This is a genomic window from Gardnerella leopoldii (genome assembly GCF_003293675.1).
Taxonomy (GTDB): domain Bacteria; phylum Actinomycetota; class Actinomycetes; order Actinomycetales; family Bifidobacteriaceae; genus Bifidobacterium; species Bifidobacterium leopoldii.
Window position 1 is genome coordinate 854,420 of the sequence record NZ_CP029984.1, and the last position, 13,853, is coordinate 868,272.

Genomic DNA, 13,853 nt, shown 5'->3' on the forward strand with positions numbered 1-13,853 from the left:
CTAAAATAGCAATGTAAGTATTTAGCACACGGCTATATACAATGTTAGAAGATAGTTACAAGTAGAACACATATAGACAGCAACAGATAGACCACGAAACGAGAGGTCACTACTATGATTCGTTTGTGCAACAGAACTATGCATCGTTCTTTAGTTATGCTGACAGCATTAGTTACGATGCTTTTTGTTGTTAGCTCGTGCGCAAGTTCAACAAAAACTTCTTTAAAATCTGAAAATAAAGAACAAGCGAACCACGGTAACGTTATTGTTTTTACTCCATCAGATGGATTGGCAATAACACGTAATAAGCCTCTAAGCACGTGGGATATACTGGTCCCAGAATTAATAAAATCGTTAAAAGATAAGGGATTTGACGATAATTCTATTACTACTAAAACTTCTTCTAGCCTTTCAGAACAAAGCCGCGATGTGCAAGATTATGTAGTAAATTTGCTAAGCTCATTGAACAATGCAAAACAGAATAATTCAGAAAAGCACAATTCTGTTTCCGAAAATTCAAAAGTCAAAAAACAATTAAGCAAAACGACAATTGTTATAGCTCCATGGACTAACAAAAACGGCAATAATAACTATGGAGATTATGCAACATTACCTGCGTCTAATTCTGAAAATACGCAAAAATCAAATACTCAGGACTTAAATTTACAAAATGCCGATAACTCTCAATCATCCAAAGATGAGCTTAATGCAGAAAAACGATTGGCATCATCACTTAGCCTAGCAAAAAAGGCAGGAATACACGTTGTTATGCTCTCACGACGTGTTAGCGGTTTCAAACCTGATGTGATGTTCCATTTATCTGACGCAAGAACCATTGGCGAAATTCAAGCAACAACTCTGGTACAAAAAATCGCTCTAGATCGTGCAACTAAAGAAAATCCACGCTACATTGAAGTTCTTTTGCCATGTCACAATCAAAAAAATATTAATGCAAACAATAATAATCAACAAAATAACAGCGACGAAGCAAGCGAGGATGATGATTCTAACAACAATACGCATGCAAATAGCGAAACAGCATTCCATGATGATTTTGCTGAAGAAGCATTCGCTGGCATTTGGAAAGTTTTGAGACCATATTTTGCTTCGGGGACATTAATAAGCACTTCTGGAAGACTGAATGTGAATAGTAGCGAAAAAGACTGGACCAATGTTGCTTTCGACGCAGATGTAGCTGACTCTGTGAAAAATGAGTTAACAAAACGAATTACGAGAAGTACAAGTCTTTTTTCACACTCAAGGCATCGCGTTGATGGAATTATTGCACTCGATGATCAAATTGCTTTACAAGCCGTACAAGCACTAAACGATCTCGGTTATGAAGGAAGCGCAGCAGATATAAACCCATCTTTCAATTTGCCGGACGTTATCGGAAACTTCATAGGGAAACGAGATCTTAATAAAAGACCAGTTCCTGCTCCAAAAGATTCTGCGAAGAAAACCGAAAAAGAGTTACAACAACAGCAGAAAAAAGATGAGGAAGAAGAATCAGAAGCAAAGAAATGGCCAGTAATAACTGGTTATGGCGCGTACAAAAATATTATGCCAAACATTGTGAGCGGAAAGCAATGGATGACAACTATAGAAAATCATAAGCAGATTGTTCAAGATCTTACTGCTACTTGTTATTCTTTGAACAGAAACGGTAAACTTGACAAAAAAATCGCTACAGTGCAAACAAAAATTGAACACGGGGAAACTGTCCCTACTGTTAACGAGCGACTAGTGGCAGTAAGCGCAACAAATCTAAAGTCACGTTTAATTGACCCAGGCTACGTATCATTAGCAGACGCAGGCTTGTAAATACAATTTTTAGATGCAAGTTGTGAAATATAATTTGTGGAACGCAATCTGTAGCTTCAGGCTAACTTCAAGTTATATTCCACGAATTTACACGCAGCTAACGTTTGCGTGGAGCATAAATAACATGTTCGATAAGGTCGTTATAACGCTCTACAACAACTTGACGACGCGCCTTTAAACTTGGCGTAATCAAACCGTTTGCTTGAGTAAACTCATCTGGAACTATTTCGAACTTGCGAATAGACTCAGCTCTAGAAACTAGCTCATTTGCTTTGCTAACAGCACGCTCAACTTCTGCTCGCACAATACCGTTACGTGAAGCCTCTTTTAAAGAACGTACAGGGCATGCGCCACGCGAAGAAAGCCAAGTATTTACTTCTGATAAATCGAGCGCAATAATTGCTGAAACAAACGGCTTCCTGTCTCCAATAACAACAGCTTGAGAAATAATAGGTGAAGACATTAATGAAGCTTCTAACGCATTTGGAGATAAGTTCTTACCGCCAGCAGTAATAATAAGATCTTTCTTTCTGCCTGTAATACGCACAAAACCGTCATCGTCTAAAGACCCAAAATCTCCCGTATGCAACCAGCCATTTACAATCTGCTGTTTGGTAAGCTCAGGATTATTATGGTAGCCTTTGCATACTGCAGGACTCTTAATGCACAATTCACCATCGTCAGCAATAGCAACAGATACACCCTTTACAGGCAAACCAACGGTACCAATGCGATAACCTGTCGTAGGATTCACCATAGAAGGTGCACAAGTTTCTGTCATTCCATAGCCTTCTAGAAGAGGCAAACCAATGCCATTAAAGAAATGCGCAATCGACAAATCTAAAGGAGCGCCGCCCGAAATAGCGTATGAAACAGAGCCTCCAAATACGTGTAGTAGTGGAGCATACACTAATTTTTTACATATTGAATGGCTAAGAGCAAGCATTGGAGGAACCATTGAACTAGACTGCTGAGCGCGAGACCATTCGCGAGCAACCTTAGACGCATAAGCAAAAATAAAACCTTTTACTCCCCTGCCTGCTTTTTGAGAAGCAGCATTGTAAATCTTCTCAAAAATGCGTGGAACACCAAGAATAAATGTTGGTTTAAAAGTTTGAAAATCAGACAATACAGTTTTCAAATTACTCGTCAAACCAAGAGTTATATTTCCAGCAAAGCAGAACAATTGCATAAACCTAGCAAAAACGTGCGCAAGAGGCAAGAACAGCAAAAGACGCGGGCTGTCTTTTATCGCAATATCTGGCATAGAAATAACACCTGATTTAGCAATAAAAACAAAATTGCTATGAGTAAGCTCAATTCCTTTTGGCTCACCAGTTGAACCTGAAGTGTATACAATTGTTGCTATGTCACTTCCATTAACAGCGTGCACTCGCTCATAAAATTCAGCATCAGTTACTGCTTTACCGTATTCAATGCACGCGTCGATAGCACCACGATTCATTACATATACGTCGTGAAGAGTAGGACATTCTTCCTGAACAGCCTCTACTTTTGGCAACATTTCAGGAGACTCCACAAATATTGAACATACTTGAGAATCTTGAACAATATGTTGTATTTGCAGCGAAGAGCTTGTTTCATAAATTGGCACTGTCAATGCGCCTATAGACATAATAGCCATATCAAGAACTGTCCATTGCCATGAAGTGTGAGCAATAATTGACACAGCGTCACCAGGCATTACTCCTCTAGCAATAAAGCCTTTAGCAACAGCTATTACCTTATCTCTAAATTCTTCAGCAGTATATGACTTCCAAACGCCGTCAGTTCCAACGTATTCAACCAAAGAACCATTAGGATTGCGCTCTGCTCGCTCTTCTAGCAGTGAGAAAACATTAACATCTGTATTAATAGACTCATCAAGTGGACGAGAATATTCTTGCATATTAGCTCCTCTATCTGCTGAATTGACGTATATCTTTACTATACGCGATTTGCAAGCCTTCGCATATGCGAATATCTACAAGATTGTAATCAATTTTGTTCATTTATCTACAAATATCTACGATATAAATATATTATTTTGCTCATTCCACAGGCTTAAGCACAATGCGACGCTTAACAGTCATTCTTTCAGGATTAACATATGTGCGATTTTTACGCTTTAAACCCCACTGCACACAAGTTGTGCCGCAATGGTCCGAATCTCCTTCGACATGTGCAAAATTCTGACCTTTTTTCACAAAAACACCAACGCTAAACTTTGTTACAGCAGGCTCAAAAGTGGATGTCAGTTCACCATGCCTAATAGTCACAACTGATTTACCAGCGACTTTACCAGCAAAACTAATAACGCCATCTGCAGGCGCAAATAAAGGAGTCCCTGTGCTTGCAGCTAAATCTACGCCACGATGCCCAGCCATCCAAGGTTTAGGCGGAGGATTAAAAGCTTTTACTATTTGTGCAGGTTTCACAGGCCATTGCATAGCTGACTTGCATGTTTTTTCACTATAATCACCTTTAGAAAGAGCACACTTGTGGCAACATGTCACAGCAGATTCTACAACATAATATTTAAGATGATGATTATTTTGCGAAATTTCGGGTTGTAAAAACAGCGCATCTAATAAAATAACTGAGATTATAAAAATCCCCAAACAGGCAGATATTTTGTAATATAATCCATAATTTTTGCGAATACACATATATTCCCCATCCATATTTTTATAAAACGACTTTTATAAAAGTTTTGCAGCTAATTTGCGAAAATCATAAGCTTTTAAAGCATTGTGGATAAAACATATGCTTATAATCACTATTTCGACACGCCAAAACACGCCATATTTGCATCTTTGAAAATTCCGTGTAATATAAATGTCTTGTGCACAGCGCTTAGTTGAGCACAAGATATTCCTGCGTAGCTCAGTTGGCAGAGCGTTCGACTGTTAATCGAATGGTCGCTGGTTCAAGCCCAGCCGCAGGAGCCATAAAGCCACTGGTTTTCCAGTGGCTTTTTGCGTTAAATATTACGACTTGCATCCACAAGCAAAATCTTGATTGTTTAGCGCTCATGAGCGTGGCTAACATAAACATTTTGGCGTATTATATAAACAAGTTGCGTATTCAAATGCGCTAATGTTGAGCAGCAATAGATAACAGAGGACAAATATGAATCAACATAGCTCCGATAGTGTTGAAAAGAGTCAAAAGAAAAAGCTCATTATTCTCATTGTGGGAATTGTTGTGCTAGCTTTAGCTCTTGGCACAGTTGGCACACTTTGGTACATGAAGCAGACTGAACGCACTAAAGCAGCTCGCAAACAGTGCGAGATAAAAGTTGCACAAGTTTCTAAAGCCAATGCCGTATGGAAAAGTTTAGTACACAACAGCGTAATAACGGATCTCACAAAAGGTGACTCTGATAACGCAAAAGAACTTGCTAAAATCATGAGCGAAAAGGTTCCTGACGCAGTATCTTGCACAGCAAACTCTCCTGAAGAACTTGGTTCCCAAAGCGCAGAAGCTTTAGCTGCTTCTGAATGGTATGCAGTCAAAGCAAAAAGAGTGCGCGAGTTGGCTGTTACATTAATCGATGAAAATAACAAAAAAGATAAAGATAAAGACAAAGACAAACAAGACGAAGAAACAAAGAAGCAAGAGATAAATGAATCGACTGGAATTGTAATTCAGCGTTCAAATGTTGTCCCACCAAAGCCAAAGCCAACACCAGCGCCGACGACAAATACTCAAGACACTAAGAAACAGAAGACTGAGGAAAAGAAGGAAAACAAAGAAAAGAAGGAAAACAAAGAAAACAAAGAAAACAAAGAAAACAAAGAAAACAAAGAAAAAGAACAAGAAAAAGATAAGAACAAAAAAGACAGCGGAGACGGAGCTGGTGCTGAAAAACCTAAAGGAAATGATGGTCAAAAAGATCCGGATGGTAAAGCAAAAAAGGGCGAACAAGATTCCTCAGATAAAAAACCAGCCCCGGACATAATAGCAGGTTCACAACAACCATAAAACATATTGCTCTGTTATCTGACTCAATGTAAAAGCTCCCAGTGATATACGCTGGGAGCTTTTACATTATCTAACTCTACATCGTAAACGATGTTGAACTTTATAAACTATTCGTTCATTTTGCTACTCGAACATGAGTTAAATCGACTTCTTCAAGAGGAATTACTCGAGTATGATTTTTAATCTTATAACCAATGTATAGAACGATAAATAGCGGCACAGACATGTACGTGATTCCAATAGCCTGCCAGTTAAGCGTTGCAAATGAATGCAAATCCTGACCAACAATAACAAGAATGCATAAGAAGAACGCAACAATAGGACCAAACGGATACCACTTTGCTCGGTAAACTAATTCATCTAAGGAATGACCTTGAGCCAAGTATGCCTTACGGAAGCGATAATGAGCTGCAGCAATACCAGCCCAAGCAATAAAACCAGTCAAACCACTTGCAGCAACCAGGAACATGTATATTTGATCGCCAAAAATACTCATAAAGAAAGTAAATAAAGCAACTACAAATGTAGCAATCAACGCAGGAACAGGAATACCACGAAGACTTACCTTGCCAAATACTTTTGGAGCATTATCTTCTTTTGCGAGTGAATAAAGCATTCTTGTTGAAGCATACATGCCGGAATTTGCTGCAGAAATAACAGAAGTCAAAATAACAGCATTCATAACTGCTGCAGCAGCTGCAAGACCTGCACGCTGGAACACGAGCGTGAATGGGCTAATAGCAATATCAGTTACATCAGAACCAAGTAAGTTCTTGTCAGTATAAGGAATAATGCAAGCAATAACGAAAATTGCAAGAATGTAGAAAAGAAGAATACGCCAGAACACTTGCTTTACAGCCTTTGGAATACTCTTTTCTGGAGTTGCAGACTCACCTGCAGTAATACCAATAAGCTCAGTTCCTTGGAAAGAGAAGCCTGCAATAGCGAAAGCACACAACACTGCAGGAACACCGCCTGCAAATGGAGCGTCCTTATGAGTGAAGTTTTGCAAGAATGGCGCTTTGCCGCCAACAATGCCAACAATCGTAAGCGAACCGATAACAAGGAATACGATTACTGCCAACACTTTAATAATAGAAAGCCAGTATTCGGTTTCTCCAAAGCACTTAACTGTAAGCACATTGATAACCAAAATAAGCATAAGAACCGACAGCGAGAAAATCCATATTGGCACTGTTGGGAACCAGTATTGCAGAACTATTGCTGCAGTACTAACGTCCACTGCAACCGTAATAGCCCAATTAAACCAATAGTTCCAGCCCATTGCGAAACCGAGTGCAGGATCAATAAAACGTCCAGAATACGATGCAAACGATCCACTAATAGGCATAAAAGTGGCCATTTCACCAAGGGAAGTCATAAGGAAGTAGACCATAATGCCAATCGCACCATAAGCGAGCAAAGCGCCGCCAGGACCAGCCATATGGATTGTTGCACCACTAGCAACGAATAAGCCGGTGCCAATGCTGCCACCTAAAGCAATCATGGAAATATGGCGGGTTTTTAATCCTCTATGGACATCGTTATTTTGCTGAGTATTCTGCTGAGTATTCTGTACAGCAGTAGATGATAATGAGCTACTCATTTTTCCTCCTTTCATGACAATCAGAGGCAAAACAAGCAAGCAAAAGCAAGCGTGTCGATAGCTCTCCGCAGCGAATGCCGACTCGCTGCGACAGTCCTTGGTATATTAAGCCAAGTCCCAGCTCACTACTTTTGGGATTAAGCAGTAAACTTCGGCGCTCTCCCCTTTTGTAAGCAATTAACGCTTCCCTAGCTCATGCTTATTACTCTTGTCGAGCGCGACCTCTGGTCGATGGTGTTCATTATTAGTACGACTTGCAGACAAACAGTAAAAAATACGGCGTGGCGCATAAAAATCGAAAAATAATAACAAAAAACGCCACTTCATGAGAAGTGACGTTTAAAATTTGTGGAGCTAGGGGGATTCGAACCCCCGACCCCCTCCATGCCATGGAGATGCGCTACCAGCTGCGCCATAGCCCCGTTTTTACTTATGCCGTTCAAACGAACCTTTGATAGAATACAACAAATAGCCGCTCTATCCAAATGCGGCGTGTCGAATTCAACTTACAAATTCCAAAAATTCTGCGAATTCTACTAACAATTTAGTCGCCAATTTGAAAACCAATTCAAGAACCAATTCGGCAAACCAATTCAAGAACTAGTTACCATTGGCACTTCCAGATTGATCACCATTACCAGGAGAAGTTACATTGTTTGAAGAACCAGTAGATCCCGAAGATCCAGCAGATCCAGCACCTGCATCAGAACTATCAGCACCCGATCCACTATTCCCACTAGCAGCATCACCTGAATTCGTTCCTGAATCATTGTTAGTGTCACTACCTAAATCATTATCAGAATGACCACCTGTTGAGCCAGCTGCGTTTTCATTGCTATGCTCATCATTTTCGTCTTTATTAGCATCTTTACTATCAGAATCATCATGAGATTTCTTATGGTCTTGATTAGTATTCGTATTAAGACGTTGCTTAGGTTGCGGTTGATTTTGCTGTTGCTCATGACTAATTTCTTCAGGCTTATCAATATTGTCTGTGCCTTTTCCTTGTGTAAACAAAAGAACAGCACCTGCAGTAACAATAACAGCTATAAGAGCACTTATAACAGCAACAACAATTGTTGTACGATGATCGTTTCTATTTTGGTAAGATCTAGAAGAGTAACCGTAGTTTTCACTAACAACCTTAGATAACGGCACCGGCTCTGGAATTGTGCCCTCCGACAGTTCCATGTCTTCTTCATGCTGTTCACGTAATTTCGACAATTCCAAAATACGCGTATTTTCTAATTCTGGATTACGGACTTGCGAACTAACAGTGCGTCCAAATCTTGCATCTTGAACAGTCATATTTTTGTCATCTGAAGGATCAGTATTACATTGCAACGAATTTGATGAATATTGCATATGAATATCATCTCCAATTCTTTTAGAATCAACATTCTCTAAACCATTTGAACGCACGCTAGAATCTGACACATTACTAAAATTAGACTGTTCTGTAGAAGTATTCGGATTTACTTCCGAAAGTTTACGCGATGAAGCGTGAATAACATTCTGATACAACTGTGATGCTACTGCTGAGACAATAGAACCAATAGCTACGCCAATAACTGAACCAGCAATACCAATTTTAGAAGCAAGTAAAAACGAAGTCACTGCAGCGAGCGATCCAGCTAATACTTGCGTAAACGATATGCCTTTGAAGAAATTCTTCACTTATGCACCTTAACTATTTATGCGAATATAATGCCAAAACGCATGGCAAATATGCAAATTCCACTACCAACATCATTACAACAATGATGGTATCACTCTACGCAAAAATTGCACAGTATTGCCAGAGCATTCTTACAACAAAATCACAAGTCTTATATACATAAAACTTAGCTACACAAAACTGAAATGCCTAAGACTTAGCAACCTCAAAATCTCTATCTTTATAAGAAAGCTCACAATTCGCTTTTTTATCACAATAATGCTCACCTAAGCTTGCAGTAATAATTGCAGCAAATATTAAAGCAAATCCCACAAAAGCCATGTTAGAAACATGCTCATGAAAAAGAACAGTAGAGAATAAAAGCGTGAACAAACTTTCAGTGCACATAATCACAGAAGCGTTTGCAGTAGAAAGATTCACCAAACTATAGTTTTGCATAATTTGTGCAACTACTGTTACTACTACCGTAAGGTAGAACATATTAGCAAAAATAGAGAAATGATCAGCAGCGTTAAAGTTTGGCAAAGGCTCACAAATAAGCGCACCAGCTACAAAAAGTACGCCTGAAACAACAAATTGCCCAAAAGTTAACGTAACTGGATTATATTTACGAGAATAATACGCAAGGAACGTAAGATTAAAAGCAAAAACTGCAGCACATAATAAAGTAAGGAAATCTCCATAAGACAATGTGAGAACAAGCATTCCAGGCTTTAATGCCACAAAACCTACTCCAGCAACGCACATAACTGCAGCTACTAATCCTAAAAGAGTTGGCTTTTTCTTGACGATTAACCAAGCAGAAAATGGCGTAATTACGCAATATGCTGCTGTCAAAAACGCGCTACGGCCTGGATCAATTGAACGTAACCCTTCAGTTTGCAAAATTAAAGTAGCATAATACGTAATTCCAGTTAGTAAAGAAGGAACAATAAGCTTTTTTGTAAAAGTTTTACGAAGTGTACCGAAAAAAATAACAGCCATAATTGTGCAAGCTCCAACCATACGAACGCCCATAAGCCATTGCACAGGAAACACTTCAAGAGCATATTTTGAAGAAACATAGCTGCCACCCCAAATAGCAGCACAAATCAACAACATAATCTGAGCAGTACGAACACTTTTGCCTTGAGGCATGCCCGATTTATCCGAAAGCGGTTCAGCTATAGATTTAGCTGTTTCATATTTCACCTTCATAATGTTCCCCTTCAACTATAAAAGTTGATTCTTTAAAATTTTTCTTTTATAAAGCGTTTTAGCTTATAAAATAGACAGAATAGCCGTAAAATCGTGAAAAGTACAACTTTCTGGCGTTCTTTCGTAAAATTTCCGATATACGCTCCAGAAAACAGTGGCAATCAAGTATTTTGCTGTATAAATTTCGCCCACGAAACTATTGAAGAATTGGGTGATTTATATCACAACTTACAATTTTTTTACGCTACACGCTCGTATACACTTTTAAATCAGCGTAATGTAGCAATGTAGGCTTATAAATTGCGTACGAAGAAAGTACGCAATCTTGTTAGGAAAGGAATATTATGGCAACTCTTAGCGCAGATATGAAAGAATTTATTGCGAATAATTTGGCTTGGATTGCAACAGTAAGCAAAGATGGCGAGCTTGATTTGGGACCAAAAATGTCTATGTTCGTACTCGACGACAACCACCTTGCCTACCACGAGCGCACTGCAGGTCAGCATTATAAGAACTTGCAAGACGGCAGCCAGCTGGTTGTAGCAGTTGCTAATTTGGCAAAAAAGAAAGGCTATCGCTTCCGCGGAACAGTAACTCTTCACACTGATGACGCGATTTACGAAGAACAGGTACGTGTGGCCGAAGAAAAAGGTACGAAGAAGCCAGCTGCAGTTCCAGTTATGGAAATCACTGAGATTCAGGACTTGACTTCTGGAGCTACTGCCGGCAAAACTATTGCAAAAGATTAATGCGTCGTCATTCAGTCGTGTGGATATTAGTGCGGTAGAGATTTGAGATTTTTCGCACTGAGCGCGGACGCTCGCGCGGGTAACGCGCTCACTACGAAACTCGCGTTGGAAGTCCACTGGACTCCCAACTTAAGCGAGTTTCCGCTCCGAGTTGCCTTCGCGCGCTACGCTTTAAACGCTCAGGCAGGTCGTCGCGCAAAACGCCGAATTAGTACGTCTATAGTAGGCGTCATACAATATCGAGTGGCGTTCGTCCTCAACGGCGAAGATGAACACCACTCAATTCTTTACTTGATTATTTAGTTGTCACTAATTTACTTGCTTTCTTTACGCAATGCTTTCAGTCTAGCGTTCATTTCTTTCGCTTTCTTCTTCTCGAAGTAATAAATTATTGCAGCAATAGGAATCGGTAAAATAACAGTGAACGCAATCCATCCGCAAATCACCGCTGGCTCATCTTTGAACGAAATCCATCCAACAATCACCGATACAATAAACTGAATAGCAATTGGCGGAACTAGCGCAAAAACGAACTTTGCAAAATTTGACATGCGTTCATTCGACCAAAAAATAGCGAACACTCCATATCCTATGCCTATAACAAACGATGCTACAGCATAAGATGCAATTCTATTTCCAACCTCACTATGCGCTAACAGACTTGATATAAAAGACATTACTGTAAAAATAGTGCACCCTATGCCAATGCCTTTAACAATGTTTTTTACCATTGTTTTACCTAATGTTGCAACTTGCTTTTCCATAATAATCGCTTCCTTTTAAGTATTAAAATCTAGTATTAAAAAAATCAGTATTAAAATTTTGATAGTTTTATATTTGACTACATTCTAGCTACATTCGTTATTACTATAACTACATCCCTAAGCGCTTTTTGAACCCACCTAAGCATCTGCGACTAATCCACTCAACGCTTCCATCGTCCATTTTTACGCTCATACTTCCACCAAATCCTGGATCAACTCGAACAATGCGATTCAAGTTCACGATTGCGGATTTAGATATGCGCACAAACGACGCGAATTGCGGATTGTCAAAATCCATTAGGCGCTTGTAAGACACGCACTCGCCTTTATCACCGTGAATGATTACGCGCGAATTTTCAACGCAAATCATAATCACATCTGGCTCATGCATAACAATAATCGAATCGTTAATATAACCGTATATGAATGGATTATTGTTGCTCAACTTATCTGAAGTATTAATTTCAGTATTATTTTCAGCACTTCTTACATTTGCATCATTGGAGTCAATGCTTTGTAACTGAGCGATAATGTGCTTAAGCTCATCGTCAATATTGTGAATTGACAACTGAACTGACTGCTCTTCCTCAGGCGGAACGATAGCAATAGTTACTTTCATCAAGCCTCCTTTCCGTACACTACTGTTAGCGTTTGTTAGCTTTTTGTTTTGTAATTTTGACTATACGGCACTGTAAATAGTCTGTCTTTACAAAATCGCTAAACGGTAGCTTTCGGTAATTAAGCGGTAAAGGAGAGATTACGCAGCACCCCAAATGCGAATAAGACGCTGGCTTGTAGGGTCAGCTGCAGGACCTTGATCATAAGCATCCAAACGCCAATGAATCGAACCATCAGCGTTAAGACTTGGAATTAAGCGCGCCCAACGACCGTTTCCCATGCCGCCAATCGTCTTGTAAGAAGGATCTACTTTATCTAATCCAAGCAGCTTATGAACAGTTTGCGAAAGACAGGAACCATGTGAAAATACTAGCAAATCACGGTCTGCGCCAGTTTTGCGAGCCCAATCTTCTACTGCAGCAGCAGCGCGCTCTCCTACTTCCTGCTTAGCTTCAGCACCATGACGAAGCTCTCCGCTTTTACCTTCAACCCAAGCTTTGAAATCTTCCGGCCACTGCTCGCTAATCTGCTGACGATTCAAACCTTCCCACTCGCCAAAGAAACGCTCGCGCACACCATTTTCAACATGCACATGAAGCCCAATCTTATCTGCAAAAGCATGAGCAGTCTGTTGAGCACGAATAAGTGGAGAAACAATCGCCACAAAACTCGCGTCCGCTTCTTCCGGCGTAATGCGCACGTGTTCAGTGCTGTTCGGGTCCTTTGGATCTTCTAAATCAGAAGCACCAAAAAGCACGCGCAAAGCTTTTCCAGAGCGAGTCACCTGATCCATTCCAGACTCATCCAAAGCAATATCAATCATGCCTTGCAAACGGAACTGTGCATTATACGGAGTTTGACCGTGGCGAATAAGCATAACAGAACGAGCAATTCCTTCATGCGCACTATTAATGGAATTATTTACGTTACTCGCAACATTTTCTACGAAATCAACCATGGTTTGTACCGTACTTTCTTCTTATTATTCAGTTTCGCTAGAATCTTCAGTTTTGCTAGAATCTTCAGTTTCGCTAGCATGCTCTGGCAGTTGCAAATCGATTGCCGGGCAATCATTCCACAGGCGTTCCAAGCGGTAGAATGCTCGTGCTTCCTCATGCATTACATGAACCACAAAATCGCCAAAATCAAGCAAAATCCACTGTGCTAATTCCAAGCCTTCACGAGATAAAGCCTTGCGTTTGTTGTCTTTCAAGTACAAGTCTTTTTCGATTTCTTCTGCAACAGCTAATACTTGACGCTCATTTGAAGCAGAAACAACTAACATAGCATCTGTAATACCAAGCAAATCGCTTACATCAAAAGCCTGCTCGTTCGTTGCTTTCAAACGGTCTGCAGCAGCGGCAGCAATACGAATTGCACTAATTGAGCTTTCTAAAGCTGTCATAATGTTACTACTCCTTAATTCTCCA

The 13,853-nt window shown here is 39.9% G+C and carries 12 protein-coding genes, 2 tRNA genes and 1 riboswitch; of the genes, 4 read left to right on the top strand and 10 right to left on the bottom strand.

All coding sequences use genetic code 11. The annotated features are described in order from the left end of the window. The first annotated feature begins 114 nt into the window (after positions 1-114). The gene (locus DOD25_RS03595) at positions 115-1,824 is read left to right on the top strand and encodes a substrate-binding domain-containing protein (RefSeq protein WP_004106457.1); all 1,710 of its coding nucleotides are present in this window, start codon (positions 115-117) and stop codon (positions 1,822-1,824) included. A 97-nt stretch (positions 1,825-1,921) separates the two neighbouring features. Here DOD25_RS03595 and DOD25_RS03600 read toward each other — a convergent pair whose 3' ends face one another. Next, positions 1,922-3,733, bottom strand: coding sequence for an AMP-dependent synthetase/ligase (locus DOD25_RS03600; protein ID WP_112928713.1), 1,812 nt, complete (start codon positions 3,731-3,733; stop codon positions 1,922-1,924). Between the two features lie 142 nt (positions 3,734-3,875). Next, complete coding sequence (locus DOD25_RS06470) at positions 3,876-4,493, bottom strand: M23 family metallopeptidase (protein WP_234025927.1); 618 nt, start codon at positions 4,491-4,493, stop codon at positions 3,876-3,878. 206 nt (positions 4,494-4,699) lie between these two features. Here DOD25_RS06470 and DOD25_RS03610 point away from each other — a divergent pair. Together DOD25_RS03610 and DOD25_RS03615 are read left to right on the top strand one after the other, a co-directional pair. Continuing rightward, positions 4,700-4,775: transfer RNA gene (locus tag DOD25_RS03610), tRNA-Asn, on the top strand. A gap of 181 nt (positions 4,776-4,956) precedes the next feature. Further along, on the top strand, positions 4,957-5,811 hold the full coding sequence (locus DOD25_RS03615; protein WP_112928715.1) for a flagellar basal body-associated FliL family protein: 855 nt from the start codon (positions 4,957-4,959) through the stop codon (positions 5,809-5,811). Between the two features lie 115 nt (positions 5,812-5,926). Here the strand turns inward: DOD25_RS03615 and DOD25_RS03620 are convergent, their stop codons facing one another. From DOD25_RS03620 to DOD25_RS03635, 4 genes are all read right to left on the bottom strand, one after another. After that, on the bottom strand, positions 5,927-7,318 hold the full coding sequence (locus DOD25_RS03620) for an amino acid permease (RefSeq protein ID WP_004106466.1): 1,392 nt from the start codon (positions 7,316-7,318) through the stop codon (positions 5,927-5,929). 149 nt (positions 7,319-7,467) lie between these two features. Then, positions 7,468-7,653, bottom strand: a riboswitch (Lysine riboswitch). A gap of 113 nt (positions 7,654-7,766) precedes the next feature. Further along, positions 7,767-7,839 (bottom strand) — tRNA-Ala (locus DOD25_RS03625). A 178-nt stretch (positions 7,840-8,017) separates the two neighbouring features. After that, positions 8,018-9,094: an ATPase gene (locus tag DOD25_RS03630; RefSeq protein ID WP_112928717.1), complete on the bottom strand. Its 1,077-nt coding sequence runs from the start codon at positions 9,092-9,094 to the stop codon at positions 8,018-8,020. 190 nt (positions 9,095-9,284) lie between these two features. Next, positions 9,285-10,292 carry a DMT family transporter gene (locus tag DOD25_RS03635; protein WP_112928720.1) on the bottom strand — a complete coding sequence of 336 codons (1,008 nt, stop codon included), beginning with the start codon at positions 10,290-10,292 and terminating at the stop codon, positions 9,285-9,287. A gap of 344 nt (positions 10,293-10,636) precedes the next feature. Here DOD25_RS03635 and DOD25_RS03640 point away from each other — a divergent pair, with 344 nt between their 5' ends. Further along, entirely contained in the window at positions 10,637-11,041 is a 405-nt protein-coding gene (locus DOD25_RS03640) for a pyridoxamine 5'-phosphate oxidase family protein (protein WP_012914343.1), read from the top strand. A 314-nt stretch (positions 11,042-11,355) separates the two neighbouring features. Here DOD25_RS03640 and DOD25_RS03650 read toward each other — a convergent pair whose 3' ends face one another. The 4 genes from DOD25_RS03650 to rsfS form a co-directional block, all read right to left on the bottom strand. Further along, entirely contained in the window at positions 11,356-11,805 is a 450-nt protein-coding gene (locus tag DOD25_RS03650) for a DUF3021 family protein (RefSeq protein ID WP_004106474.1), read from the bottom strand. Between the two features lie 109 nt (positions 11,806-11,914). Then, positions 11,915-12,424 carry a LytTR family DNA-binding domain-containing protein gene (locus tag DOD25_RS03655; protein ID WP_004106477.1) on the bottom strand — a complete coding sequence of 170 codons (510 nt, stop codon included), beginning with the start codon at positions 12,422-12,424 and terminating at the stop codon, positions 11,915-11,917. 138 nt (positions 12,425-12,562) lie between these two features. Beyond that, the gene (locus DOD25_RS03660) at positions 12,563-13,381 is read right to left on the bottom strand and encodes a histidine phosphatase family protein (RefSeq protein WP_004118985.1); all 819 of its coding nucleotides are present in this window, start codon (positions 13,379-13,381) and stop codon (positions 12,563-12,565) included. 24 nt (positions 13,382-13,405) lie between these two features. Further along, positions 13,406-13,828, bottom strand: coding sequence for a ribosome silencing factor (rsfS, locus tag DOD25_RS03665; RefSeq protein WP_004118984.1), 423 nt, complete (start codon positions 13,826-13,828; stop codon positions 13,406-13,408). Positions 13,829-13,853: the final 25 nt, after the last annotated feature.

Bases quoted from the DNA above. Each gene is read 5' to 3' on its own strand.
- DOD25_RS03595 (WP_004106457.1), top strand. From the start codon at position 115: ATGATTCGTTTGTGCAACAGAACTATGCATCGTTCTTTAGTTATGCTG.
- DOD25_RS03600 (WP_112928713.1), bottom strand. From the start codon at position 3,733: ATGCAAGAATATTCTCGTCCACTTGATGAGTCTATTAATACAGATGTT.
- DOD25_RS06470 (WP_234025927.1), bottom strand. From the start codon at position 4,493: ATGTGTATTCGCAAAAATTATGGATTATATTACAAAATATCTGCCTGT.
- DOD25_RS03615 (WP_112928715.1), top strand. From the start codon at position 4,957: ATGAATCAACATAGCTCCGATAGTGTTGAAAAGAGTCAAAAGAAAAAG.
- DOD25_RS03620 (WP_004106466.1), bottom strand. From the start codon at position 7,318: ATGATTGCTTTAGGTGGCAGCATTGGCACCGGCTTATTCGTTGCTAGT.
- DOD25_RS03635 (WP_112928720.1), bottom strand. From the start codon at position 10,292: ATGAAGGTGAAATATGAAACAGCTAAATCTATAGCTGAACCGCTTTCG.
- DOD25_RS03640 (WP_012914343.1), top strand. From the start codon at position 10,637: ATGGCAACTCTTAGCGCAGATATGAAAGAATTTATTGCGAATAATTTG.
- DOD25_RS03650 (WP_004106474.1), bottom strand. From the start codon at position 11,805: ATGGAAAAGCAAGTTGCAACATTAGGTAAAACAATGGTAAAAAACATT.
- DOD25_RS03655 (WP_004106477.1), bottom strand. From the start codon at position 12,424: ATGAAAGTAACTATTGCTATCGTTCCGCCTGAGGAAGAGCAGTCAGTT.
- DOD25_RS03660 (WP_004118985.1), bottom strand. From the start codon at position 13,381: ATGGTTGATTTCGTAGAAAATGTTGCGAGTAACGTAAATAATTCCATT.
- rsfS (WP_004118984.1), bottom strand. From the start codon at position 13,828: ATGACAGCTTTAGAAAGCTCAATTAGTGCAATTCGTATTGCTGCCGCT.